This window comes from Curtobacterium sp. MCLR17_058 (genome assembly GCF_003234705.2).
In the GTDB taxonomy this organism is placed as follows: Bacteria; Actinomycetota; Actinomycetes; order Actinomycetales; family Microbacteriaceae; genus Curtobacterium; species Curtobacterium flaccumfaciens.
In genome coordinates, this window is the sequence record NZ_CP126262.1 from 2,406,208 (window position 1) to 2,431,280 (window position 25,073).

The window sequence follows — 25,073 nt, forward strand, 5'->3', positions numbered from 1 at the left end:
CCTGCGGGAAACCGCCGTTCCCCCGCAGGTGGTCCCGACCTCCCTTGTCGGTGCTGCCGGGCCCGCTTAGCGTCGCGGACATGGCCATCACTCCCACGCCACTCGCGTGCATCGTCCTCGCCCACGAGGACCCGACGCACGTCCGTCGGCTCGTGGCGGCGCTCGACCCGTTCCCGGTGTTCCTGCACTGCGACGCGAGCACCGACGACGACGTCTTCGAGGCGATGACCGCCGGCCTGCCCGAACGGGTGCACGTGCTGCCGCGGATGCGCACCGGATGGGCGAAGTGGGAGAACGTCGCGGCCGAGGTCGCCGGCTACCGTGCTGCCCTGGCGCAGACCGACGCCACCCACGTGGCGTTGCTGACCGGCAGCGACTACCCGTTGGCCGACGCCGACGAGATCTCGGCGCTCCTGACGGCGAACCCCGGGCGATCGTTCGTCGAGGCGAAGCCGCTCCCGCACCCCGCGTGGGGTCGCGACGGCGGTCGGTCGCGCGTGCGGTTCCGGCACTGGGCGTGGCGGAAGCACATGCTGCGCCTGCCGGTCCCCCGTCGGGTCCCGCGCGACGTCGTGTTCGGCGGCGGCTCGCAGCTCAAGGTCTTGGCCCGGCACCACGCGCAGGGGGTCGTCGACGTGTTCGACGGGCGCCCCGACCTGGTGGCGTTCTGGGAGCGGGTGTGGATCGGCGACGAGACCTTCGTGCCGTCGGTCCTGCTGACCCCGGCGTTCACCCCGGACTTCGCGGACGCCCACGCGGCGCAGCCGCTCTGGTGGATCGGGTGGGACGGCACGAAGCAGAAGAGCCCGCCGTGGCTCGGGATCGAGGACGCCGGCCGGGTGCTGGAGCGTCGCACGGCGGCTGACCAGTCGACCCCGTACGTGTTCGCCCGGAAGTTCTCGACGTCGCGGAGCGCTGACCTGCTCGACGTGGTCGACGCGACCTTCGGGCTCCGCACGTCCGCCGATGACCAGCCGGTGGTGGTGGCGCAGTGACCGTCCCCCAGACGCGACGCGAGGCGCGTGCGGCCGAGGCGGCTGCGGTGGCGGCACAGCCCGACGACGACGAGCTCGAGGCGTCCGTGCAGCCCGCAGCCCCCGGCGCGCTGTCCACCGACACGGACTCGATCGCCGTCGCACGCGGCTCGTCCGTCCTGTTCGGCCGCGGTCTGCTCTACGTGGTCGTCTGGTCGATGCAGCTCGTCGTGAGCTCGCTGATCTCCCCCGTGCTCGCGCACCTGATGCCACCGGCCGAGTTCGGCGTGCTGGCCTCGGCGATCGCGCTGTACCAGGCCCTGGTGGTCGTGGCCGTCTGCGGCATCGACCAGGCATCGGTGCTGCAACGCGCCGAGGACGGCGACGACCGGCGTGCCCGCGGCTTGATGTTCGTCGGCATGGTCACCGCGGTCACCGTCACCGTGTTCGCCCTGGTGTCGATCCCGCTCTGGGGCGACGCCGCGGGCTTCGTCGACCAGCACCCCCTGCTGCTGGTCGCCGTCCTCTGGACCGGGCCCGCCGCGATCGTGCAGCTGTCCCTCGCGCTGCTCGTCGCCCAGGACCGCATCCGCGTGTTCGCCGTGACGAGCCTGCTGTCGTCCGTCGGCGGGTCGATCATCGGCCTCGGGCTCCTCGCCGCCGTGCACGCCGACGCGACCACGTACGCGTGGGGCGGGGTCGTGGCGCAGGGTGCCGCGATGGTCATCGGCATCATCGCCACGAAGCCGCGCGTCCGCGGTCTGTTCGACCACCGCACCACGAACCGGGCGTTCAAGCTCGGTGTCCCGATCGCACTCGGCAGCCTGTCGTACTTCGTCCTGAACGCCGGTGACCGGCTCGTCGTGCAGCGCCTGCTCGGTGCCGACGAGGTCGCCCGCTACCAGATCGCCTACGTCGTCGGCTCCGCGGTCATCCTGCTGCTGACCTTCACGAACCAGGCCTGGGCGCCGCACTTCGCCGCCCTCCGCGACGCCGTGGCCCGCCGCCGGCTCGCCATGCACGCCCGCGACGAGCTCTACATGCTGCTCGCCCCCGTGCTCGTCGCCGTGACGCTCGTGTCGCCGGTGGCGCTGCCGATCCTGGCCCCGGCGTCGTACCGGGTCGAGTCCCTCACCATCGTCGTCTTCGTGGTCGCCCTGACCGCGTTCCCGGTCGTCGCGAGCGGTGCGACCGGCCGGCTCCTGCTGGTCGAGCGCCGCGGGGTGACGGTGGGCGTCATCGGCGCCGTCGCCGGCGTCGTCAACATCACGGCGAACCTGGTGCTGGTGCCCCTGACCGGCATCGTCGGCGCGGGCATCGCCACGGTCATCGCCTACGCCGTCCTCGCCGCACTGCAGCAGGCCTCCCTGCCGGATCGCCGTGAGTGGCGCGGCCCCCGACGCCGAGTGCTGCTCGCCATCGCGATCGCGATCCTCGTCGCTGCCGCCTCGCTCCTCCCGCCGCAGGACCTCGCCTGGAACATCGTGCGCGTCGTCGGCGTGGCCGCGTGCCTGCCCTGGTTCTTCCGCCGCCTGAAACTCGCTCGCGGAGGATCCGCATGACCTGTCCCACCCCCCGTCCGCTGCGTGTCGTCGTCGCCACCAACGGACTCGCCATCACCGGCGGTGTCGAACGCTGCGTCGTCGAGGACGTCGGCGAGCTCGTCGCGGCCGGCCACGACGTCGAGGTGTGGCACCGCGCCGGTCCGGACGGCGACCCGGATGAGGGCCGCGCGGTGTTCGACCGGACCGGTGTCCGACTGCGGCACGCCCGCGACTACCGCTTCGGCATCCGGACCGCCCCGACGGACATGTTCCGCTTCGTCCGTGAGGGCCTGCGCCTCCGCCGGTCGCGCCCGGACGTCCTGTGGCTGAACCGTCCGGAGTTCCTGCCGTGGGGCCGCGTCGTGTCCTTCGTGTCCGGCGTCCCCCTGGCCGTGCACCTGCACCACGCCCCGAACTACCGCCGTCTCGGCCCGTTCGCGGGGGGCCGGACCCGGTACCTCGCGGTCTCGGCGGCGATGGCTCGTGCCTGGACCGCCGTCGGCGCCCCGCCGGACCGGGTCGACGTGGTCCCGAACGGCGTCGACACCGCGGCGTTCCCCGCCGCCACCGGGGCGAGCACCCGTCGCGCGCGTGCCGCGCTCGGCCTCGACCAGGACCGCCCCGTGGTGCTCTACTACGGTCGGCTCACGCGCTCGAAGGGCGTGCTGGCCCTCCTGGAGGCGTGGGGGCGCGTCCACGCGTCGGCCCGCGTCCTCGTCGGGCCCGGCACACCGCCCGCCCCGGCTCCGGTGCTCGTCCTGGCCGGTGCGCTGTACCCGCAGGACGCCCCCGCCGTGCACCGCGCGATCGCCGCGTTGCCCGAGGGCTCCGTGGTCGTGGTGCCCGAGCGCGACGACGTCGTCCCCCTGCTGCACGCCGCCGACGTCGTGGTGGCACCCTCCATCGAGCCCGAGGGCTTCGGCCGTGTGGTCGTCGAGGCGATGTCCACCGGACGCCCCGTCGTCGCGGCGGCGTCGGGCGGCACCGCCGAGATCCTCAGTGGCGAGTGGACGCGGTTCACCGTCGACCCCACCGAGACCGCCGCGCTGGCCGACAAGGTCCTCGAGGCGCTGCACGCGGCCGGCACCGAACCCGGTCTGGCGGACCGGTGCCGCGCCTGGGTGCGGGACCGCTACGGCCGGGAGCGGCACGTCGCGGCGCTGCTCCGGGCGCTCGAGGCACACGCGAAGCACTGACGACCTACGACGACTGAACAGTGCCGACGACGACGTCGGCACCGTTCAGTCGTTCGGGACCGTCGTCGCGGTGTCGTCCGGCAGCGACGCGCTCGGCACGGCACCGTCCGCCGGCACGTCGATCGTCATCCAGTCGATGAGGACCGACCCGGCGGCGTCCGCCGGTGGGTTCCCGTCGTTCGACCCGGCCTGCACCACCAGGTGCATCCGAGCGGTCGGGATGTTCTCCGTCGTGGTGCCGACGACCTCGTCGTCGACCAGGAACGACATCCGGTCGGCGGTCCACTGGATCGTGTAGGTGTGCCAGTCCTTCAGCGACGCCTCGGTCTGCTGGTCGACGCACTTCTCGGCGGGGTCGGCCAGGCAGTGCACGTTCAGCCAGGCGGGCGCGCCGAGCGCTCCCTCGGGGAAGTCGATCTCACCGTCCGACCACAGGTTCTCGTCGCTCCACAGCAGCACGGCGACGCCGTAGCCGTCGACCTCGTCGCTGCGCATCCGGATGCTGTACCGGCCGGCGGTCTGCCCGCCCCACTCGCCGTCGACGAGCGGCACGACACCGCCCGCCAGCGGCACCCCGGCGCGCGTGGTCCGCAGGCGCACGTCGAGCACGCCGTCGTGCGTCGACAGGGTCGACGCCTGGTAGCGCCCCGTCCCCGCGGTGTCGGCGAACCCGTGGTAGGCGACGAACCGGTCTGAGTACCGGGACTCGAAGGTCCGGTTCGTGGCGGCGTCGGCGAAGTCCTCGCCGAACACCCGAGTCCACCCCTCGGGCTCGGAACTCGGCATCGAGACGCCGCTCGGGTCGTCGAGGGTCACGTCGTCACCGTTCGCCGTGGTGGTCGCGGTCGTGGTGCCGGCGACGATGCCGGCAGCCACGAGCAGGGCGCCGGCCGCGAGCGCGGTCCGGCGGGTGCCGGGGCGCCGCGGGGGCCGGTGCCGGGACAGGCCGCGACCGTGTGCCGGTGGGGCGCCGTGGGCCGACGCTGCGTCGTCGGCGACGTGCTCCGACCAGGTGGGGCGGGCCTCCCGGCCGTCACCCTGGTCGTCGGTCACCCGGTCGTCCACGCGCGGATCTCGGAGAGTCCGACGTTGCCCGTGCTGTTCGAGACGCCCGTCACCGTGAACCGCACCCAGGTGACGTCACGCGGGGTGAAGTCGACCGTCAGGGCGTCGCCGCCGTTCGGCAGGGTGCCGACCGCGACCTGGCTGCCGTCCGAGAACGTCAGGGTGCCGCTGGTGACCTGGTCCGAGCTGTTCGGACGGTCGTGCAGGACGATCCGACCGAGGCGCTGCGAGGCGGCCCAGTCCAGCTGGATCCACACCCCGGTCCGGCCCCACGGGGCGACCCACTCGGCCGTCAGGTTGTCGGGGTAGCCCGACACGACGCCGTCGACGGCCTTCGCGACGGTCTGCCCGGTGGACTGGTCGTCCCACGCGGCGGTCGGGGTGGCCGAACCGGTGACGTCCGCCGGCGTCGGCGTCGTCGTGTCCGCCGGCCGGAACGCCCGGATCTCGGCGAGGCCGACGTTCCGGGTCGTGCTGCTCACGGAACCGACCGTGAACCGCACCCAGGTGACCTGGCGGGCGCTGAACGCGACACGCTGCACGGCGCCCCCGTTGTCGAGCGACGGGACGGCGACGCTGGTGCCGTCGGAGAACGTCAGCGTGCCACCGGTCACCTGGTCGTCGCTGTTCGGTCGGTCCGCCAGGTCGATCTCGTGCAGGGTCGTGCCGGCGGACCAGTTCAGCTGGATCCACGTGCCCGCCCGGCCACCGGGCGCCGCCCACTCGGCCGTCGGGGCGTCCGGGTAGCCGCTCACGACGCCGTCGACGGCCTTCACGGCGGTCTGACCGTCGGCCGGGTTCTCGGCGCTCGCGGTGACGGTCGCGCCGGCGGTGACGTCGGTGCCCTGCGAGGTCGGCGGGTCCGTCGGGGGCTGGGCCGACGAGCCGACGGCGTACTGGCGGCTCAACCAGGAGCCCTCCGGGCGCGATGCGCAGGCGGAGGTGGACCCGCAGGTCTCACCGTCGTACGCGGCGTACGCGAAGAAGGCGGCGGCCTTCGCGGCCGTCTGCGCGGAGCTCAGGTTCGACGGGCGGTCCGCGATCGGGTACCCGAGGTAGCCCGTGAACGTGTGCGCCGCCGTGTACGCGGACTGCGCCTGGTCGGCGAGGTACGCGACGGTGTGGTGGTCGCTGTGGTCGCCGTCGCCGTACGTGCCGCCGTGGTCGAGCGTGTGGATCTCGGTCGGCGCGTACCCCGTGACGAGCCCGGAGAACGTCGCGCGCAGGTCGGTCAGCGAGAAGGAGGTCGGTTGGGCAGCCCCGGCGACGGTGTGGATCGTGGAGATCTGGCCCTCGGAGAGCTTCTCCAGGCTCTCGCTGCCCGTGGCCGCGAAGCCGGAGCCGTCGATGTTGCCGTCCGGCAGCTCGAGGAACACCAGGCTGAGCCGCGGGGCCGTCGTCAGGGTCGCCGTACGGAGCGTGTGGCTGGCGACCGAGAGCTGTCCGGCGGTCCAGTTCGACGAGACGCCGGCGATCGACGCGTACGACGCCATCAACCCGTTCTCGCGGGACTGCCAGTACCAGGCGGGCTTGCCGGCGTCACCCGCGGTGACGATGACCGAACGGACGCACTTGCCGGCGTCGATGTCCGCACGGAGCTCGGTGCCTGAGAACAGCAGGTCGTCGTCGGCGTGCGCCACCATCGTGAGGACCCGACCGGCGCTGCAGTCGGCGTTCGCGGCGGCCGTGCCACCCGTCGGGGTGCTGCTGGGCGTCGGCGTGGGCGTCTGCGTGCTGGTCGGCGTGCTCGGCGGCGGTGTCTTCCGACCTCGTGCGTCGGCGGACATCGCACCGCCGGGTCCGGCGATGACGGCGACGACCGCCAGGACCCCCAGGACCGCCGCGGCGGACGTGGCGCGCGTGCGCCACGTCCGCCGGGCGGCCCGGGTCGTGCGGTGTTCAGTTCGTGGCATGTGCGAGTCCTGCCTGGGTCAGTTCGTAGACGGCGGTGGTGCCGGAGCCGAAGACGCGCTTCCAGTAGGGCGAGTCGGCCATCGCGGCCGCGAGCTCCTGGTAGTCGGCGTCGGTCTGGTACCCGTACCGCTCGTCGTAGGCGCCGAAGGGTTCGGCGACCAGTGCGTAGTACTTCGTCGCCGGCCAGTCCAGGACGAGCTGGCGGGTCATCGTGGACACGTCGGCCTCGGCGTCGTAGCCCTCCGGCTCCGGGTACGCCCCGAGGACCTCGCGGGACAGCGCTCCGACGTCGAAGTAGCGTGCGCCGGTGTTGCTCGGGACGGCGTTCGCCGAACCGGTCAGCAGCATCAGGGAGCCCTTCGGCGCGGTCGCGTCGTAGAACTGCGTCGCCGCCGACTGGCTGCGCGTCGGGACGCGGTTCCAGTCGAGGGCGGTCTGACCGAACGCGCCGATCCCGACCATCGCGGCGACCGCGGCCGCAGCGACGACGACCTTGACCGCCGTGGGCCGCACCGTACGGGTGACGAGTCGACCGACGGGAGCCAGCCGGCCGCTGGGCATCGGGAGCCCCGCCGCCAGGATCGCGATCCACGGTGTCGCGAACAGCACGACGCGGAAGATGCCCTCCTGGCCGTAGTTCGTCGCGACGAGCAGCGAGATCGGGCTCGCCGCCGTGGCCAGCAGTCCCCAGTGCACGCGGTCGCGGCGCATCAGCACGGTGATCACGGCGACGAGACCGAGGACCACGAGGGCCGCCGCGGGGATGTCGAACGCGAGCCGTGTGACGAGCGGCTTCGGCAGGACCGTCATGTCGTGCGACGGCGGCTGCACGTTGTCGAGCACCTTGCCGACGGCTCCCAGGGACAGGAACTTGCCGAGGATGTCGTCGTTCAGCAGGGCGAAGCCGACGGCGGGGACGAGCACCACGACGGGTAGCCACCAGGGGCGGAGCAGTCGGAACACGATGAGCGTCACGAGTGCGGCGACCGTCAGGTACGGCGAGATCTGGTGGGTGACGACCAGCACGATGGCGATCAGCGTGATGGCGATGATCCGGGACAGGCCGACGCGGCGGGCGCGCAGGATCGTCGAGCGGACGCCGTCGGCGGCGGTCACCGCGGTGCGTCGCAGCGGGCCGACGGCCAGCACGAGGATCACCAGGGACATCAGGATACCCACCGACTGCGGCGAGAAGTACGTCGTGTTGAGCGAGCCGGTCATCGCGGTCAGGAACGCGGCGATCCAGGGGCGACGGTTCCCCGGCAGCCAGTTGGCGGCCAGGACACCGACGGCGATCGTCGTGCTGAAGGCCAGCAGGACGGGGACCCACGCGGCGATGGTCATCGCGTTGCCAATCCCGCCGACGTCCGCGACCCAGGCGCCACCGGCGAACAGGCCGGACCACGTCTGGAAGATGTCGGCGGCCGGGTTGGTCGAGCCCCAGCGGCGGATGTACTCGAGCACACCGATGTGGCGGGCGGCCGCCATCACGGTGGGCATGCCGTACGTGATGGCCTGTGCGAGCTGGATCGACCCGCCGAGCACGACGACCGGGATCGCGAGTCCGCGACCGCGCACCAGGGCGACGACGGCAGCGGCGACGACGATCGCCAGTCCGATGACCAGGCCCGGGCCGAGCGAGCCGAACAGTCCGTCCGGCACCGGGTCGCCGATGTGCGTGAGCGCGGCGACGACGATGACGAGCAGGCCGACGACCGAGCCGGCGGTGACGGTGTCGGTGGTGGTCCAGCGACGGGCCGTGGCGCCCTCGGCGGCCGGCTCGAGGCGGGCGCGCTGCAGTTCGGCGACGTCACGCGGCACCGCGATCGCGAGGGCGACGGCGGTGAGTACGACGACCCCGACGAACGGCACCGTCGGGTTCCAGAGCTGGAACGTCGCCATTGTGTAGCCGATGCCGATCGTGCCGACGAGCGACGCCGTGACCGCGAAGACGCTGAAGCGTGCCAGCGGCATCGGGCGGACGAGCAGGAGGGGTGCGACGCCGAGCAGCGCGAACAGGTACACGCCGATCGCGCTCCCCCGCAGCACCGGGAGTCCGGCGATCGCAGCGACCCCGGCGACGAGGAGCGTCAGGACGACGATCGCCGCTGCGGTGAGTCGTGCGATCGGGCTCATCGCGTCCACCGCGAGCGGGCGGGCGGGACCGGCCGAGGCCAGACCGTGCCGGAGCTCGTGGCGACCACCGGCGTTGCGGTCGATCGTGCCGCCGCCACGCAGGCGTTCGACGAGCGCCAGGAACGGCGCCGTCAGGACCGAGCGCTGCTCGACCCCGCGCAGCCGCCGCTGGGTGGCGGCGAACTCGGCGTCGACCGCGTCGGGTACGCGGTCCGCGTCACCGGGCTGGTCGCCGGCGATGTCCGTCGCACGGTCGCCCTGTTCGAGGCCGAGTCGTGCGAAGGCGCTGAGCGCCTCGGGCGCTGCGTCCACCGATGCGGTCAGCGTGTCGCGGTCGATGGCGTTCTTGGTCATCCAGGCTCCGAGTCCGTGGCCGTGCGCGGCAGCGGCGGCGCGGAGCGACGCGACGTCGTCCGCCGATCGCTGCCACGCGATCGCGGCCGGTTCGACGGCGATCGCGGATCCGGCGAACAGCAGTCGTGTGAAGAGGTCGAGGTCGTCGCCGCCGCCGACGCGGGTGCCGGGACCGAAGGCGGTGTCGAACCCGCCGATCCGGAGCGCGGTCGCGCGGTGCACGGCGAGGTTCGCGCCGGTGCCGTAGGCCGAGGCGGCGAAGGGGTGCAGCGGGAGGCCGTCGACCGGTTCGTCGAGCCGGAAGACCCGCCGGCGGACGGTCCGCCCACCGGGGGTGCGGTCGTCGTGCCAGCGCTGCGCCGGCGTCCGGAGCTCGGCACTCGGCACGAGCCCGGTGACGCAGGCCACGTCGGGGTCGGCCGCGAAGGCGCGGGCGATCGCGGCGATCCAGTCACCGTCCACGACGGCGCCCTCGTCCACGAAGGCGACGACGTCGCCGGTCGCGACGAGCAGACCGGCGTTCCGCGCGGCGGCGAGGCCACCCTCGGGTGCCGGGATGGTGGTGACGCGGCGTCCGCTGATGTCGACGGTCGCCACACCGCCGTCGTCGGCGCCGTGCGAGACGACCACGACGTCGAAGTCGGGGTGCCCGTTCGCGAGCACCGACCGCATGGTCGTGCCGGCGGCGCCGTCCGTGCAGAGCACCACGGTGACGGACGGCAGCACCAGACCTGCTGCCGGCCGACGCTCGGGTGCCGGCATGGGCCGGATCGCGCGCTGCAGCGCACGGACGTCGATGGTGCCGCCGATGCGGCGGCGTTCGGTGATCTCGGCCTCGACGAAGCCGAGGGGCTCGCCGTGGTCGCGGACGAGCAGTCGAGCGCGCCGGTAGCCCGCGGCGCCCTCGAGTGCGACCACGTCACGGTGGCTGGACGCGTGCACGTCGGCACGGTCGACCTCGCCGACCCAGAGCGCGCCGTCCCAGGTGGGGACGAGCGGCCCGGTCACGACCGGCGAGAGGACCATCGCCAGGGTCGCGCGGGTCACCGCGTCCCCACCGGCTGGGGGGCGGGGGCGGCCGCCGGGGTGCGGACGACGACGCCACCGAGGACACGCCCGACGGCGTAGCCGGTGACGGTCGACGCGACGGAGAGCACGATCGCGAAGGCACGCAGGGCACCGCCACGACCGATGTGGCGCAGTTCGCGCAGCACCGCTCCGGGGATGACCTTCGTCAGGTACGTCGACTCGCTGGCGAGCGAGTCACCCGTGCCGACGCGACGGCTCAGGACGGCCTTCGAGATGCCCTCGTAGTAGCTGCGACGGCGCAGGTAGCGCATCGTCACGCGGTCCGGGGAGACCCGGTGCGAGACGTTCGAGCCCGGTTCGTGCCGGATCCGCGCACCGGGACGGGCCTGGGCGATGCGGATGCAGAGTTCGGTCTCCTCGCAGCCGAGCGGCTGGTTGCCGACGCGGCCGATGCCGGAGCGGAACCCGCCGGCGAGCAGGATCGCGTCGCGGCGGAACGCCATGCTCGATCCGATGACGTTGCGCACGTCGCCGGGGGTCTCGGGTAGCCCGCGGTAGGAGCAGCCGACGATCCAGAGGAGTTCGTCGGCGTACGGGCCGGCACCGGTGGCGGTGGGCCAGGACGGTGTGGCCCGGCCGCCGACGCCGACGACGTCCGGGTCCTCGAGGGCGGTGAGCATGTGGCCGAGCCAGTCCGGGTCGGCCGTTGCGTCGTCGTCCAGGAACGCGACGACGTCGGCGTCGGTGAGGGCGACGCCCGTGTTGCGGGCGCCGGACAGGCCGCGGTCCTCGGTGTTCGGGACGACGCGGAGCTCGGGCCAGCGCGCCGCGGCGCGGGCGAGGAGCTCGGGTTCGTGGTCGATCACGACGACGACCTCGGGGGCCTCTGGCTGGCGCTTGGCGGACTCGACGCTGTCCTGCAGGTCGCCCCAGCGCTGCTGGGTGTAGGCGCAGATGACGACCGCGACGGTCGTCACGCGACTTCCTCCTCGAGGCTGGCCACGGCGGCCACGGCGGCGACGGGGGCGCCAAGCGGGGCGTGCCCGGCCGCGTGGACCGCGGCGTGCGGTGCGGAAGCGTGCGGTGCTGCGGCGTGCGGCACGGCGGCCAGCTGCTCGGCCGGCGGCACGACGCTCATCGCGGCACGACGGACCTCGGAGCGACCGATCGCGGCGCGACGACGCTCGTGCATGATCGACTTCAGCACCCGGATGCCGTCGGTCACGGCGTTCAGGTTGCTCGAGCCGTGCACGCGGAGCTTCTCGTGGCTGGGGACCTCGGTGATCGCGAGCTCGGCGGCCGACCAGCGGCAGGTGAGCACAGTCTCGATCTCGAACCCGTCGCCCCAGAGCATCGAGCCGTCGGACGGCTTCGGCAGCTCGGAGGACAGCAGGCCGATCTCCGGCAGGACGTCCGCCCAGAAGGCGTTGTAGCCGTAGCAGAGGTCGCTGTAGCGGGTGCCGAGGATGATGTTGCAGAGCATGTTCAGGCCACGGTTGCCCAGGTTGCGGACGATCGTGATGTCGTCGCTGCCGCCGCCGAGCGAGTAGCGGGTGCCCTTCGCGACGTCGGCGCCCTCGACGAGTGCCTGCACGAAGCGCGGGATCTCGTCCGGGTCGGCGGAGCAGTCGGCGTCGAACATGACGACGACGTCGCCGGTGACGGCCTCGAACCCGCAGGCGAGGGCGTTGCCCTTGCCCTTGCGGGTCTGGTGCACGACGCGGATGTCGGGCATCACGCGCTGCGCGGTGGCGATGGTGTCGTCGACGGAGTTGCCGTCGACCAGGATCACCTCGTACACCGGCGGGAGCTTCGGCAGGATGATCTCGAGGTTTCGGGCCTCGTTCCGCGCCGGGATGACGACGGAGACCCTCGGGTCTGCGGGGCGAACGGTACGTGCGGGCATGGGCGCGGTCCTGTCGGGTCAGGGTTGCTGTCGGGTTGTGGCTCGTGTGACGAGCGGAGCGTCCTCGGATGACGCATCGACGACGGTGACCGTCGTCGGTCGAGCAGCGGGACGCGGGTACGACGCCGCCGGCTTCGCAGGTGAGTGGGTACTCTCCCCCGCGTGTCCAACCATCGTCGCGGGCTGGCAGGCGGTCAATGCGCGGTGCGGTCCCTTGCGGACACCCGGGTGCGGATACGGAAACCCGCAACACCGCGTGCCGGCCACGTGCCGTGGACGCACCGACAGGCGGACTGGAGGCGCGGTGCCAGCCCGCCCCGCGCCTCCCGTCCGCTTCCTGGTCGCGACCACCGCACCCGGTGAACAGAAGACGTCGCCTCCGGACTGCGGAGGCGACGTCTTCTGCTCACTCGATGTGCGCAGCGGCTCAGTTCCGGCCCGCGCCCTCCGTCGCGAACGCCGCACGCAACGCCGTCGCGAGGTCGGACACGTGCGGTTCCCGCAGCAGCGAGCTGTGCTCGGCCGCGATCCGCACGGTCTCGGTCCGCCCGCGCAGCAGCGCGGACCAGCCGGTCGCGTCCGGGTTCGCATCGGCGAGCACGTACGTCGCCCGTCCGTGGAACGGCGTCGGGTGGTGCCGCCGGGTGACGAGCTCGGCCTGGTCGAAGAAGGCATCGAAGTCCTTCTGCCCGCCGTGCCGCAGCACACCAGCGCTGTAGGCCCGCGCGCGCTTCGCGACGTGCTCGCCCCACGACATGCCGGACGGCATGACCCGCCGGACGACCCCGGCGAGGCGCTGGTTGACGGCCCGGACTGCGGGATTGCGGTGTTCGCGGGGCTCGAGCCGTCCAAAGTGCTGCCGGACCCCCTCGGCCCCGGTCCGCGGCAGGTAGGTGTCCAGCAGCGCGATGTGCTCGACCTGCTCGCCGCTCTCGGTGAGCAGCCGGGCGATCTCGAGCGCGATCAGCCCGCCGAGCGAGTGGCCGACCAGCAGGTACGGTCCGCGCGGCTGCACGATGCGCATCAGGGCGACGTACCGGCGGGCGCTGGCCTGGATGCTCCAGTCCGGCATACCCCGACGCTCGAGGCCGTGCTGCTGGAACGCGTACACGTCGTGCTCGGGCAGGTAGCGGGACAACGGCAGGAACGTCAGGGCGAGCGCACCACCGCCGGCGAAGCAGAACACCGGCGGACGGCCGGACTCGCGCGCGCCGGACACCTTGACGACGTCGGGGTGGCTCGGCAGCGCGCTCGTGCCGCTCCGCACCCGTCGGGCGAAGGCGCGGAGCGTCGGGTGCTCGAGCACGTCCGAGGAGCGCAGGTCGACCCCGAGCCGGTCCTGCACGACGGCGAGCATCTCCTCGGCGGACAGCGAGTCGCCGCCGAGGGCGGAGAAGTCCTCGTCCAGGTGCACGCCCCGCAGGCCGAGCACCTCGGCCCAGATCTGTCCCACGACGAGCTCCCACTGGTCGTACTCGCCCTCGACCATCTCGGTCTCGACGCTCGGCGCCCCGGGGAGTTCGGCCCGGTCGACCTTGCCGCGCTCGTTCCGCGGCAGTTCGGTCATCGGCACGATCGACGCCGGCACCATGTACTCGGGCAGCCGCTCACGGAGCGCCCGTCGGAGCGCACCCGGGGCCGGGGTGCGGTGCCCCGGGCGACCGACCACGTAGGCGACGAGCCGGGTGACGGAACCGGGGTCGACCTGTGCCGTCACGACCGCGTCGTGCACCTCGGGGACCGCGCGGAGCGCCGCCTCGACCTCACTCGGCTCGACCAGGTAGCCGCGGACCTTCACGGCGTCGTCGGATCGGCCGAGCAGCACGAGCCGGCCGTCGGGGTCGACGCGTGCCAGGTCGCCCTGCCGCCAGCTCGGGGTCCCGACGGGGATGCCGGCGACGGCCTCGGCCTCGCCGGTGTGTCCCGCCCGTTCGGCGGTCTTCTCCGGCGCACCCCAGTAGCCCGCGGTCAGGGCGTCGGAGACCACGACGAGCTCGCCGGTCTCCCCCGGGTCGGCAGGGCTGCCGTCCTCTCGGAGCACGAGGACCGTCTTGCCGGGCAACGGCCACCCGGCGGGCACGACGCCCTCGGGCACCGGCTCGCCCGGTGCCACCGGGCAGTACGCGACGCACGCGGTCTCGCTCGAGCCGAAGGCGTTCAGGAGCAGCGTGTCCGGGTCCAGGTGGGGTCGGGCCGCGGCGAGGTCGGCGCCGGTGACGGACTCGCCCGTGGTCATCAGGAAGCGCAGCCCGCCGAGCACCGGTGCGGTCCCGGCGGCGGTCCCGTGCGACCCGGGGGCGTTCTGCGACCCGACGATCGAGCGCAGCAGGTGCGGGGTGCAGACGAGCACGTTCACGTCGTCGTCCCGGAACCGTCCGAGCAGCCGCTCGACACCGAGTTCACGCGGCTCGAGCAGCACGATGGTGCCGCCGCAGAGCAACGTGTCGAACGAGAACAGGAGCCCGGCCGCGAACGACAGCGGCAGGACGACACCGAGCCGGTCGCCCGGGCCGAGGCCGAGCGCGACCGCGTCCTGCTCGGCGTCGGCGATCTGCTGCCGGTGCGTCAGGACGACGCCCTTCGGCATGCCGGTCGAGCCGGAGGTGAAGACGATGGCGAAGGGGTCCCGCCCGCCGGGGCGCACGCCGACGGTGTCCGCCGACGGGGCCGCGCCCGGTTCGCCCGCGTCCAGCAGTTCGCCGAGTGCGTGCACCCGGCCGTCCCGTTCCGCGACCACGTCGGCGGCCAGCGCTGCACGCTCGGTGTCGGCGACGATCTCGTCGACGCCGGCGAGCCGGGCCACGTGTGCCAGCCGTGCTGCGGGCAGGTGGTCGTCGAGCACCACCACGGTCCGTCCGGCACGCACCAGCGCGAGGATGCCGATCACGGCCTCGGTCGACTGCCCCGCCATCAGCCCGACCGGCTTCGATGCCCCGCCCGGGGTGTCGCCGACGCCGGCGCCGCTGTGGTCGTCGGGTCGGAGCGTCACGGCCAGGGCTGCGGCCACCGCGCGCGAGGCCCGGTCCGCTTCGCCGTAGGTGTACGGACGGCCGTCCCCCGCGAGCGCGGCGGCGTCGCCCCGGAGCGCCACCACCCGGTCCCAGCGGTCCAGGACGGAGTGGTCGGCCGCCGCGGGCACGGCTGCTGGGTGGTTCCAGGGATCGACGGTCGTCAGCGGGTCGACGGAGGTCACGATGACACCTCGGGTGCTCAGCAGCGGACCGCCACGACTCCCGCGACGGTCCTCCGACCGTAGGTCCGCGTTCCCCCGGCCCGCGAGCAGGCTCCGGCCCGGTGCGGGGAACCGCAACCGGCCTGGAGGCGCGGCCTGCGCCCGCCACGGACGGTACGACTCCGGAACGACCGGTCCACCGCCGTGGGCGCCGTCCGCACGGCGGCTCGCCCGGCTCGGGGATCGTGCGGTTCCGCGCAACCTCCGGATCAGCCGTGGCGCGACCGTGGATGCGCCGTGCATCGCCGATGAGGACGCTCTGAACGAGAAGGTCCCGGCAACGAGAACAGCCCCCGGGATGTCCCGGGGGCTGTTCGTCGAGTGCTGGGGTACCTGGACTCGAACCAAGAACGACGGTACCAGAAACCGCTGTGTTGCCAATTACACCATACCCCAAAAGGCCTGTCGGCCTTCTGGCCCGGTCACCCGGGGCACGATCAACTACTGTACAGCATCCCGGAGGTCCGCAAGACCACCCACCAGGTCTCGGTGCACGGCGGCGGCGGTCGCGGCTCCGTGTCCGGCGGCGACGATGAGCTGCTCCGGCCCGGGAGGCGTGACGTCTCCCACGGCGTAGAGCCCCGGGACGGACGTCCGCCCAACCCGGTCGACCACGAGGAGTCCCTGCGTGTCGCGCTGGAGCCCGTCGAGCGCTCCGGGCGTGTCGCCGTTCGCGGCCGTGTTCCCGCTCGTTGCGCTCGGACTCGTGGTGGCGCCGGTGCCCAGCCAGTCGAGGTCGGCGTGCCACACCGGTCGGACGAACCCACCGGTCCGCGGCTCGACGTGGCCGTCGGCGAGCCGGACGCCGGTCATCCCGGAGCGATCGCCCTCGAGGTCCTCGACGACCCGCTCGTCCACGACGATCCCCACCGAGGCCAGCCGAGCGCGGCCGGAGTCGTCGAGCGGCGCCACCCCGTTCGTGTAGACGATCAGGTCATCGGTCCACGCGGCGATGAGCAGCGCCCGATCGACCACGTCGTCGGTCTCGCAGATGAACGCGAGCGGCTGCCCGGCCTTGTCGTACGCATCGCACTCGACGCAGCTGTGCACCGCGGTGCCGTAGAACGCACGCAGCATCGGCAGCGCCGGGAACTCCTCACGCAACCCCGTCGCCACGACGACCGTCCGGGCGCGGGCCTCGAGCTCGGTGCCGCGCCACGAGCCGTGCACCCGCCAGGTGTCCGTGTCGGCGTCCGGGGCCACCAGGTCGACGACGGACTGGACGACCGTCGCTTCCGGGTACCCCTCGACCTCGGTCCGCCCGAGCTTGCGGAGTTCGAGCGGCGAGATGCCGTCCCGCGTCAGGAACCCGTGCGACCGCAGCGTCGCGGCGTTCCGGGGTCGGTTCGCGTCGACGAGCAGCACGGTGCGCTTCGCACGGACCAGGTTGAGCGCAGCGCTCAGCCCGGCCGGCCCGGCGCCGATGACCGCGACGTCGTGCATGACCTGGTCGGCGTGCTCCGTGCTGCTCACGGTCGGTCAGCGCGCCGCGAGGGCGCGGAGCCGGGTCAGGGTGGACTCCTTGCCCAGGATCTCCATCGACTCGAACAGCGGCGGGCTGATCCGGCGTCCGGACACTGCCACGCGCAGCGGGCCGAAGGCGACGCGGGGCTTCAGGCCGAGCTCGTCGATGAGGGCCGCACGGAGCGCACCCTCGATGGCCTCGGTGGTCCAGTCCTGGACGCCCTCGAGCGCGGCGGTACTCGCGGTCAGGACCGTCGCCGTGTCGCCCTTGAGCGAGGCCAGGGCGTCGTCCTCGACCACGAGGTCGGCGTCGGACGTGAACAGGAAGCCGAGCATCGCCGGCGCCTCGCCGAGCAGCTGCATGCGCTCCTGCACGAGCGGAGCCGCCTTGGTCAGGACCTCGAGCTGCTCCGGGGTCGCCGGGTCGCTGATGAACTCCGACAGGTACGGCAGCAGACGCGACCGGAAGTCCTCGGGAGCGAGCAGACGGATGTGGTCCCCGTTGATCGCCTCGGCCTTCTTGTGGTCGAAGCGGGCCGGGTTCGGGTTCACGTCGGTGACGTCGAACGCCGAGACCATCTCGTCGATCGAGAACACGTCGCGGTCGGGCCCGATCGACCAGCCGAGGAGCGCCAGGTAGTTGACGAGCCCCTCCGGGATCATGCCGGCGGCGCGGTGGTGGAACAGGTTCGACTCGGGGTCACGCTTCGACAGCTTCTTGTTGCCCTCCCCCATCACGTACGGCAGGTGTCCGAACACGGGGATGGAGGGCGCGAGGCCGATCTCGTACAGCGCCTCGTAGAGGGCGATCTGGCGCGGGGTCGACGACAGCAGGTCCTCGCCCCGGAGCACGTGCGTGATGCCCATCAGGGCGTCGTCGACCGGGTTCGTGAACGTGTACAGCGGCTTGCCGTTCGGACGGACCACCACGAAGTCGGGGAACGTGCCCTGCTTGAAGGTGATCTCCCCGCGCACCAGGTCGTCGAAGCTCAGGTCACGGTTGGGGACCCGCAGGCGGAGCGCCGGCTCGCGGCCCTCGTCGCGGAACGCCTGGCGCTCGGCATCGGTCAGGTCGCGCTCGTGGTTGTCGTAGCCCTGCTTGGGGTCACGACCGGCCGCCTTGTTCCGGGCTTCCATCTCGTCCGGCGTGACGAAGGACTCGTAGATGTGACCCGACTCCTTGAGCTTCGCGATCACATCGTCGTAGATCGCGGTGCGCTCAGACTGCCGGTACGGTCCGTGCTCGCCGCCGGCGTCCACGCCCTCGTCCCAGTCGAGCCGCAGCCAGCGGAGCGCGTCGAGGATCTGCCCGTACGACTCCTCGCTGTCGCGGGCGGCATCGGTGTCCTCGATGCGGAACACGAGCTTGCCGCCGGTGTGGCGAGCGTAGGCCCAGTTGAAGAGCGCGGTGCGGATGAGCCCCACGTGCGGGGTCCCCGTCGGGCTCGGGCAGAAGCGGACGCGGATGTCGGAGCCGGAGGAAGTGGTGAATGGCGCAGTCATGACCCGACAACCCTACCGCGGCGTCAGTCCCTCCCACCTGCCCTGTGGAGGGGCCGTGAACGCAGAAAACCCCTGACCACGAATGGTCAGGGGTTCCCTGGTGTTTCTCCGTTAAGTCCGGCGGCGTCCTACTCTCCCACAAGGTCCCCCTTGCAGTACCATCGGCGCTGAGAGGCTTAGCTTCCGGGTTCGGAATGTGACCGGGCGTTTCCCTCTCGCTATGACCACCGGAACACCTTCGACCATGATCTGGTCTCAAAGCTGTTCCGACTGCTGCCCTCGGTGAAGAGGGCAGAGCGGTGTATTCAGTTTCGATTCCCGATCGTCTGTCGGGAACCACAAAGTGGACGCGAGCCCGTGCAACAAGTGCACGGAAATCAGTGTGTTATCAAGTCTTCGGCTTATTAGTACCGGTCAGCTCCACGGGTCGTTAGTCCCCGCTTCCACATCCGGCCTATCAACCCAGTAGTCTGCTGGGAGCCTCTCACACTCAAGGTGCATGGAAATCTCATCTCGAAGACGGCTTCCCGCTTAGATGCTTTCAGCGGTTATCCGGTCCGAACGTAGCTAATCAGCGGTGCCCTTGGCAGAACAACTGACACACCAGAGGTTCGTCCATCCCGGTCCTCTCGTACTAGGGATAGATCTTCTCAAATTTCCAACGCGCGCAGCGGATAGGGACCGAACTGTCTCACGACGTTCTAAACCCAGCTCGCGTACCGCTTTAATGGGCGAACAGCCCAACCCTTGGGACCTACTCCAGCCCCAGGATGCGACGAGCCGACATCGAGGTGCCAAACCATGCCGTCGATATGGACTCTTGGGCAAGATCAGCCTGTTATCCCCGAGGTACCTTTTATCCGTTGAGCGACAGCGCTTCCACAAGCCACTGCCGGATCACTAGTCCCGACTTTCGTCCCTGCTCGACCTGTCAGTCTCACAGTCAAGCTCCCTTGTGCACTTACACTCGCCACCTGATTGCCAACCAGGTTGAGGGAACCTTTGGGCGCCTCCGTTACTCTTTGGGAGGCAACCGCCCCAGTTAAACTACCCATCAGGCACTGTCCATGAACCCGATCAGGGTCCTACGTTAGACATCCAAAGTGACCAGAGTGGTATTTCAACAATGACTCCACGAACACTAGCGTGCCCGCTTCACAGTCTCCCACCTATCCTACACAAGCCACTCCGAACACCAATACCAAACTGTAGTAAAGGTCACGGGGTCTTTCCGTCCTGCTGCGCGTAACGAGCATCTTTACTCGTAGTGCAATTTCGCCGAGTTCGCGGTTGAGACAGCTGGGAAGTCGTTACGCCATTCGTGCAGGTCGGAACTTACCCGACAAGGAATTTCGCTACCTTAGGATGGTTATAGTTACCACCGCCGTTTACTGGGGCTTAAATTCAGAGCTTCGCCCAAAGGCTAACCCTTCCTCTTAACCTTCCAGCACCGGGCAGGCGTCAGTCCGTATACATCGTCTTGCGACTTCGCACGGACCTGTGTTTTTAGTAAACAGTCGCTTCCCACTGGTCTCTGCGGCCTTCAACGCTCACGGAGTAAATCCGGTCACGTGTCCGGCCCCCCTTCTCCCGAAGTTACGGGGGCATTTTGCCGAGTTCCTTAACCACGATTCTCTCGATCTCCTTGGTATTCTCTACCTGACCACCTGAGTCGGTTTCGGGTACGGGCGGCTGCAACCTCGCGTCGATGCTTTTCTCGGCAGCATAGGATCACTGATTTCCCCTTACGGGTACGCGTCGGATCTCAGGCGTACAGACGACGGATTTGCCTATCGTCAGCCCTACATCCTTACACCAGGTTCACCTTACGGATACCATCGCCTGGCTCAGCTACCTTCCTGCGTCACACCTGTTCATACGCTAACCGCACCAGCATGGGGTCGAGCGTTAGACCGGCCACCATCACCCCGAAGGGATCCGGTTGTACCGGGTTAGGACTCTTAGCACCACTGGATTAGCTTGGGCGGTTGTTCGCCGGTACGGGAATATCAACCCGTTGTCCATCGACTACGCCTGTCGGCCTCGCCTTAGGTCCCGACTTACCCAGGGCGGATTAACCTGGCCCTGGAACCCTTGGTCTTTCGGAGGACGGGTTTCTCACCCGTCTTTCGCTACTCATGCCTGCATTCTCACTCGTGTAGCGTCCACGGCTGGATCACTCCGCCGCTTCACTCGCCACACGACGCTCTCCTACCACTCCGCACGACTGAACCACGAAGGCTTGTCTATAGTGCGAAATCTACAACTTCGGTGGTGTGCTTGAGCCCCGTTACATTGTCGGCGCGGAATCACTTGACCAGTGAGCTATTACGCACTCTTTCAAGGGTGGCTGCTTCTAAGCCAACCTCCTGGTTGTCTGTGCAACTCCACATCCTTTCCCACTTAGCACACGCTTAGGGACCTTAGTTGGTAGTCTGGGTTGTTTCCCTCTCGACGATGAAGCTTATCCCCCACCGTCTCACTGCTGCGCTCTCACTCACCGGCATTCGGAGTTTGGCTGACGTCAGTAACCTGTTGAGGCCCATCGGCCATCCAGTAGCTCTACCTCCGGCGAGAAACACGCAACGCTGCACCTAAATGCATTTCGGAGAGAACCAGCTATCACGAAGTTTGATTGGCCTTTCACCCCTATCCACAGCTCATCCCCTCCATTTTCAACTGAAGTGGGTTCGGTCCTCCACGACGTCTTACCGTCGCTTCAACCTGGCCATGGATAGATCACTTCGCTTCGGGTCTAGAACATGCGACTCAAACGCCCTATTCAGACTCGCTTTCGCTACGGCTGCCCCTCACGGGTTAACCTCGCCACATATCACTAACTCGCAGGCTCATTCTTCAAAAGGCACGCCGTCACCCCTACTAAGGAGGCTCCGACGGTTTGTAAGCAAACGGTTTCAGGTACTATTTCACTCCCCTCCCGGGGTACTTTTCACCTTTCCCTCACGGTACTTGTCCGCTATCGGTCATCTGGGAGTATTTAGGCTTATCAGGTGGTCCTGACAGATTCACACGGGATTTCTCGGGCCCCGTGCTACTTGGGATACACATCCGGCCATAACACCATTTCGTCTACGGGGCTGGCACCCACTACGGCCCGGCTTTCAAACCGGTTCGACTATGATGCGCTGTAACCGTCCCAGTCCGGCAGAACTGAGTGACGTGTCCCACAACCCCGACCATGCAACGCCCGCCGGCTATCACACATGATCGGTTTAGCCTCATCCGCTTTCGCTCGCCACTACTCACGGAATCACATGTTGTTTTCTCTTCCTGTGGGTACTGAGATGTTTCACTTCCCCACGTTCCCTCTACCCGCCCTATATATTCAGGCGGGAGTCACCAGGTCGCAAAACGCCTGGCGGGGTTTCCCCATTCGGAAATCCTCGGATCGAGGCTCGATTATCAGCTCCCCGAGGCTTATCGCAGATTTCTACGTCCTTCATCGGCTCCAGATGCCAAGGCATCCACCGTTTGCTCTTAGAAACTTGACCACAAAGATTAAAATTGCGATCCAACGTCACCAATCAGCAGCCCGAAGGCTGGTCATGGATGACGCGAATCAAAGATGCTCGCGTCCACTGTGTAGTTCTCAACATACGATCGGCACCAGCACTCCCCCACCACAACGGTAGGTTCACCCTGGCCCGACGAAGGACCCGTAGGCCCAACCCCCACCACCACTCACGTGACAGTAGGAAGCCTGGTCCCTCAGGACCCAACAACGTGCACCAGTCAGCAGCTCCACCCCGACCCGTCCCAACCCTGCAAGCAGAGCGTACTGAGGTCGGAAGCATCACTCCCAACTGCACTGTCAATGTTCCACCCATGAGCTACCCGTCGGACACGTTCGGTCCGAAACAGGCGCCTGGACCAGCAACCAACCACCCCTAATGGGCGACCAGCACTGACCAGATGCTCCTTAGAAAGGAGGTGATCCAGCCGCACCTTCCGGTACGGCTACCTTGTTACGACTTAGTCCTAATCACCGATCCCACCTTCGACGGCTCCTTCCACAAGGGTTAGGCCACCGGCTTCGGGTGTTACCGACTTTCATGACTTGACGGGCGGTGTGTACAAGGCCCGGGAACGTATTCACCGCAGCGTTGCTGATCTGCGATTACTAGCGACTCCGACTTCATGAGGTCGAGTTGCAGACCTCAATCCGAACTGAGACCGGCTTTTTGGGATTCGCTCCACCTTACGGTATCGCAGCCCTTTGTACCGGCCATTGTAGCATGCGTGAAGCCCAAGACATAAGGGGCATGATGATTTGACGTCATCCCCACCTTCCTCCGAGTTGACCCCGGCAGTCTCCTATGAGTCCCCGGCATAACCCGCTGGCAACATAGAACGAGGGTTGCGCTCGTTGCGGGACTTAACCCAACATCTCACGACACGAGCTGACGACAACCATGCACCACCTGTACACCGACCACAAGGGGGCGACCATCTCTGGCCGTTTCCGGTGTATGTCAAGCCTTGGTAAGGTTCTTCGCGTTGCATCGAATTAATCCGCATGCTCCGCCGCTTGTGCGGGCCCCCGTCAATTCCTTTGAGTTTTAGCCTTGCGGCCGTACTCCCCAGGCGGGGCGCTTAATGCGTTAGCTACGACACAGAAACCGTGGAAAGGTCCCTACATCTAGCGCCCAACGTTTACGGCATGGACTACCAGGGTATCTAATCCTGTTCGCTCCCCATGCTTTCGCTCCTCAGCGTCAGTTACGGCCCAGAGATCTGCCTTCGCCATCGGTGTTCCTCCTGATATCTGCGCATTCCACCGCTACACCAGGAATTCCAATCTCCCCTACCGCACTCTAGTCTGCCCGTACCCACTGCAAGCCCGAGGTTGAGCCTCGGGATTTCACAGCAGACGCGACAAACCGCCTACGAGCTCTTTACGCCCAATAATTCCGGACAACGCTTGCACCCTACGTATTACCGCGGCTGCTGGCACGTAGTTAGCCGGTGCTTTTTCTGCAGGTACCGTCACTTTCGCTTCTTCCCTACTAAAAGAGGTTTACAACCCGAAGGCCGTCATCCCTCACGCGGCGTTGCTGCATCAGGCTTTCGCCCATTGTGCAATATTCCCCACTGCTGCCTCCCGTAGGAGTCTGGGCCGTGTCTCAGTCCCAGTGTGGCCGGTCACCCTCTCAGGCCGGCTACCCGTCGTCGCCTTGGTGAGCCATTACCTCACCAACAAGCTGATAGGCCGCGAGTCCATCCCCAACCAAAAAATCTTTCCACCACCAGACCATGCGGCCAGTGATCATATCCAGTATTAGACGTCGTTTCCAACGCTTATCCCAGAGTCAGGGGCAGGTTACTCACGTGTTACTCACCCGTTCGCCACTAATCCACCCAGCAAGCTGGGCATCATCGTTCGACTTGCATGTGTTAAGCACGCCGCCAGCGTTCGTCCTGAGCCAGGATCAAACTCTCCGTAAAAAATACAGACCCAACACCCGAAGGCATCAGACCGAGTTGATTCTGACTGTTGACTGTCTACTGACAATCTTCAATCCAAAAGGAATTGCTTCATGACCCAGTCAGCAAGCCGACCAGGCACGAGGTCAATCAATAAATTGGCATTGACAATGTGCACGCTGTTGAGTTCTCAAGGACCAGACGCACTCCCCGCTCGACCCACGAAAGGTTCCGCCAGAGAGGCATTCGTCTTGTACAACATCCTGGGCGCACAACCAGAGGTTGTGTTTCCGAGGAGTTGGTTGCCTGAGCGGGACCCCGTCCGGACTGCATCTCCAGGTTCTCAACCCGGTGATCGTCTCGGCCGTTCCGTTCTCCGCCTCAGCGGCAACGAGTGATTACTTTACGCAGAGGTGAACGGCAGCGCCAAGCCGGCCCACATCCCGGGCGTGTCGCCCTCCGCGCCGCGGTTGGGCACTCCCCCGGCAACGACGAACGGCCCGCTCCCCACCTGGGGGAACGGGCCGTTCGGGAGCGCTGTCAGTGCCGCGCGATGACCGGGTTCTTGAGCGAACCGATGCCGGAGATGGTGACCTCGACGATCTCACCGTCGCGGATCTGCCCGACACCGGCCGGAGTCCCGGTCAGGATGACGTCACCGGGCAGGAGGGTCCAGATGGAGGACACGAACTCGACGAGCGACGGGATGTCGTGCACCATCTCGTTCGTCGAGGCCGCCTGCCGGAGGTCACCGTCGACGCGGGTCTCGATGCGGATGTCCGACGGGTCGATCTCGGTCTCGATCACCGGGCCGAGCGGGCAGAACGTGTCGAAGCCCTTCGCCCGGGTCCACTGACCGTCGCGAGCCTGCAGGTCTCGGGCGGTCACGTCGTTGGCGATCGTGTAGCCGAGGATCACGCTCGCGAAGTCCTCGCGCCGGACGTTCTTCGCGAGCGAGCCGATCACGATGGCGAGTTCGCCCTCGTGGTCGACGCGTCCGATGTCGGCCGGGAGGCGGATGGGCTCGTCCGGACCGATCACCGAGGTGTTCGGCTTGAGGAACACCACCGGGTCGTCGCCGGCGCGTTCGTCCATCTCGGAGGCGTGCTCCGAGTAGTTGAGCCCGACGCCGATGACCTTCGACCGCGGGATGACGGGTGCGAGGAGCTTGGCGTCGGCGAGTGCCACGCGCTCCCCCGTGGTTTCGAACCCCTGGTACATCGGGTCTCCCGCGAGCACCACCAGAGCGCGCTCGTCGAGGATGCCGTACCGGGGGTCTTCACCCTTGCTGCTGAACCGTGCGATCTTCAC

The 25,073-nt window shown here is 68.7% G+C and carries 12 protein-coding genes, 1 tRNA gene and 3 rRNA genes; 3 read left to right on the forward strand and 13 right to left on the reverse strand.

What is annotated here, in order from left to right; genetic code table 11:
- Positions 1-80 precede the first annotated feature (80 nt).
- The 3 genes from DEJ11_RS11405 to DEJ11_RS11415 are packed head-to-tail and all read left to right on the forward strand — an operon-like array spanning position 81 to position 3,714.
- The gene (locus DEJ11_RS11405) at positions 81-995 is read left to right on the forward strand and encodes a beta-1,6-N-acetylglucosaminyltransferase (RefSeq protein WP_111029124.1); all 915 of its coding nucleotides are present in this window, start codon (positions 81-83) and stop codon (positions 993-995) included.
- A complete protein-coding gene (locus tag DEJ11_RS11410) occupies positions 992-2,536 on the forward strand; it encodes a lipopolysaccharide biosynthesis protein (protein ID WP_111029123.1) in 1,545 nt (514 codons plus the stop codon). The genes DEJ11_RS11405 and DEJ11_RS11410 overlap by 4 nt, the downstream gene beginning before the upstream one ends.
- Positions 2,533-3,714, forward strand: a complete 1,182-nt coding sequence (locus tag DEJ11_RS11415) for a glycosyltransferase family 4 protein (protein WP_111103494.1) — start codon at positions 2,533-2,535, stop codon at positions 3,712-3,714. The genes DEJ11_RS11410 and DEJ11_RS11415 overlap by 4 nt, the downstream gene beginning before the upstream one ends.
- Positions 3,715-3,759: 45 nt before the next feature.
- On the opposite strand, the gene DEJ11_RS11420 is transcribed toward DEJ11_RS11415, so the two are convergent.
- From DEJ11_RS11420 to DEJ11_RS11480, 13 genes are all read right to left on the reverse strand, one after another.
- Positions 3,760-4,767, reverse strand: coding sequence for a glycoside hydrolase family 16 protein (locus tag DEJ11_RS11420; protein WP_146250048.1), 1,008 nt, complete (start codon positions 4,765-4,767; stop codon positions 3,760-3,762).
- Positions 4,764-6,692, reverse strand: coding sequence for a DUF7402 domain-containing protein (locus DEJ11_RS11425; protein WP_111103496.1), 1,929 nt, complete (start codon positions 6,690-6,692; stop codon positions 4,764-4,766). The genes DEJ11_RS11420 and DEJ11_RS11425 overlap by 4 nt, the downstream gene beginning before the upstream one ends.
- On the reverse strand, positions 6,679-10,230 hold the full coding sequence (locus DEJ11_RS11430) for a glycosyltransferase (protein ID WP_111103497.1): 3,552 nt from the start codon (positions 10,228-10,230) through the stop codon (positions 6,679-6,681). The genes DEJ11_RS11425 and DEJ11_RS11430 overlap by 14 nt, the downstream gene beginning before the upstream one ends.
- A complete protein-coding gene (locus tag DEJ11_RS11435; protein ID WP_111029118.1) occupies positions 10,227-11,189 on the reverse strand; it encodes a glycosyltransferase family 2 protein in 963 nt (320 codons plus the stop codon). Before DEJ11_RS11435 ends, DEJ11_RS11430 begins: the two co-directional genes overlap by 4 nt.
- Positions 11,186-12,118: a glycosyltransferase family 2 protein gene (locus tag DEJ11_RS11440; RefSeq protein ID WP_111103499.1), complete on the reverse strand. Its 933-nt coding sequence runs from the start codon at positions 12,116-12,118 to the stop codon at positions 11,186-11,188. Before DEJ11_RS11440 ends, DEJ11_RS11435 begins: the two co-directional genes overlap by 4 nt.
- Positions 12,119-12,545: 427 nt before the next feature.
- On the reverse strand, positions 12,546-15,311 hold the full coding sequence (locus tag DEJ11_RS11445; protein ID WP_181440823.1) for an alpha/beta fold hydrolase: 2,766 nt from the start codon (positions 15,309-15,311) through the stop codon (positions 12,546-12,548).
- A gap of 363 nt (positions 15,312-15,674) precedes the next feature.
- Positions 15,675-15,746 (reverse strand) — tRNA-Gln (locus tag DEJ11_RS11450).
- 45 nt (positions 15,747-15,791) lie between these two features.
- A complete protein-coding gene (locus tag DEJ11_RS11455) occupies positions 15,792-16,793 on the reverse strand; it encodes an NAD(P)/FAD-dependent oxidoreductase (RefSeq protein ID WP_111103504.1) in 1,002 nt (333 codons plus the stop codon).
- Between the two features lie 36 nt (positions 16,794-16,829).
- Positions 16,830-18,317 carry a glutamate--tRNA ligase gene (gene gltX, locus DEJ11_RS11460; RefSeq protein WP_111103501.1) on the reverse strand — a complete coding sequence of 496 codons (1,488 nt, stop codon included), beginning with the start codon at positions 18,315-18,317 and terminating at the stop codon, positions 16,830-16,832.
- Positions 18,318-18,432: 115 nt separating this feature from the next.
- Positions 18,433-18,549, reverse strand: a 5S ribosomal RNA gene (gene rrf / locus DEJ11_RS11465).
- A 152-nt stretch (positions 18,550-18,701) separates the two neighbouring features.
- Positions 18,702-21,829: ribosomal RNA gene (locus DEJ11_RS11470) — 23S ribosomal RNA — on the reverse strand.
- Between the two features lie 432 nt (positions 21,830-22,261).
- Positions 22,262-23,783: ribosomal RNA gene (locus DEJ11_RS11475) — 16S ribosomal RNA — on the reverse strand.
- Together the 16S, 23S and 5S rRNA genes form the textbook arrangement of a ribosomal RNA operon.
- Before the next feature lie 519 nt (positions 23,784-24,302).
- Positions 24,303-25,073 carry a fumarylacetoacetate hydrolase family protein gene (locus DEJ11_RS11480; protein ID WP_027466538.1) on the reverse strand — a complete coding sequence of 257 codons (771 nt, stop codon included), beginning with the start codon at positions 25,071-25,073 and terminating at the stop codon, positions 24,303-24,305.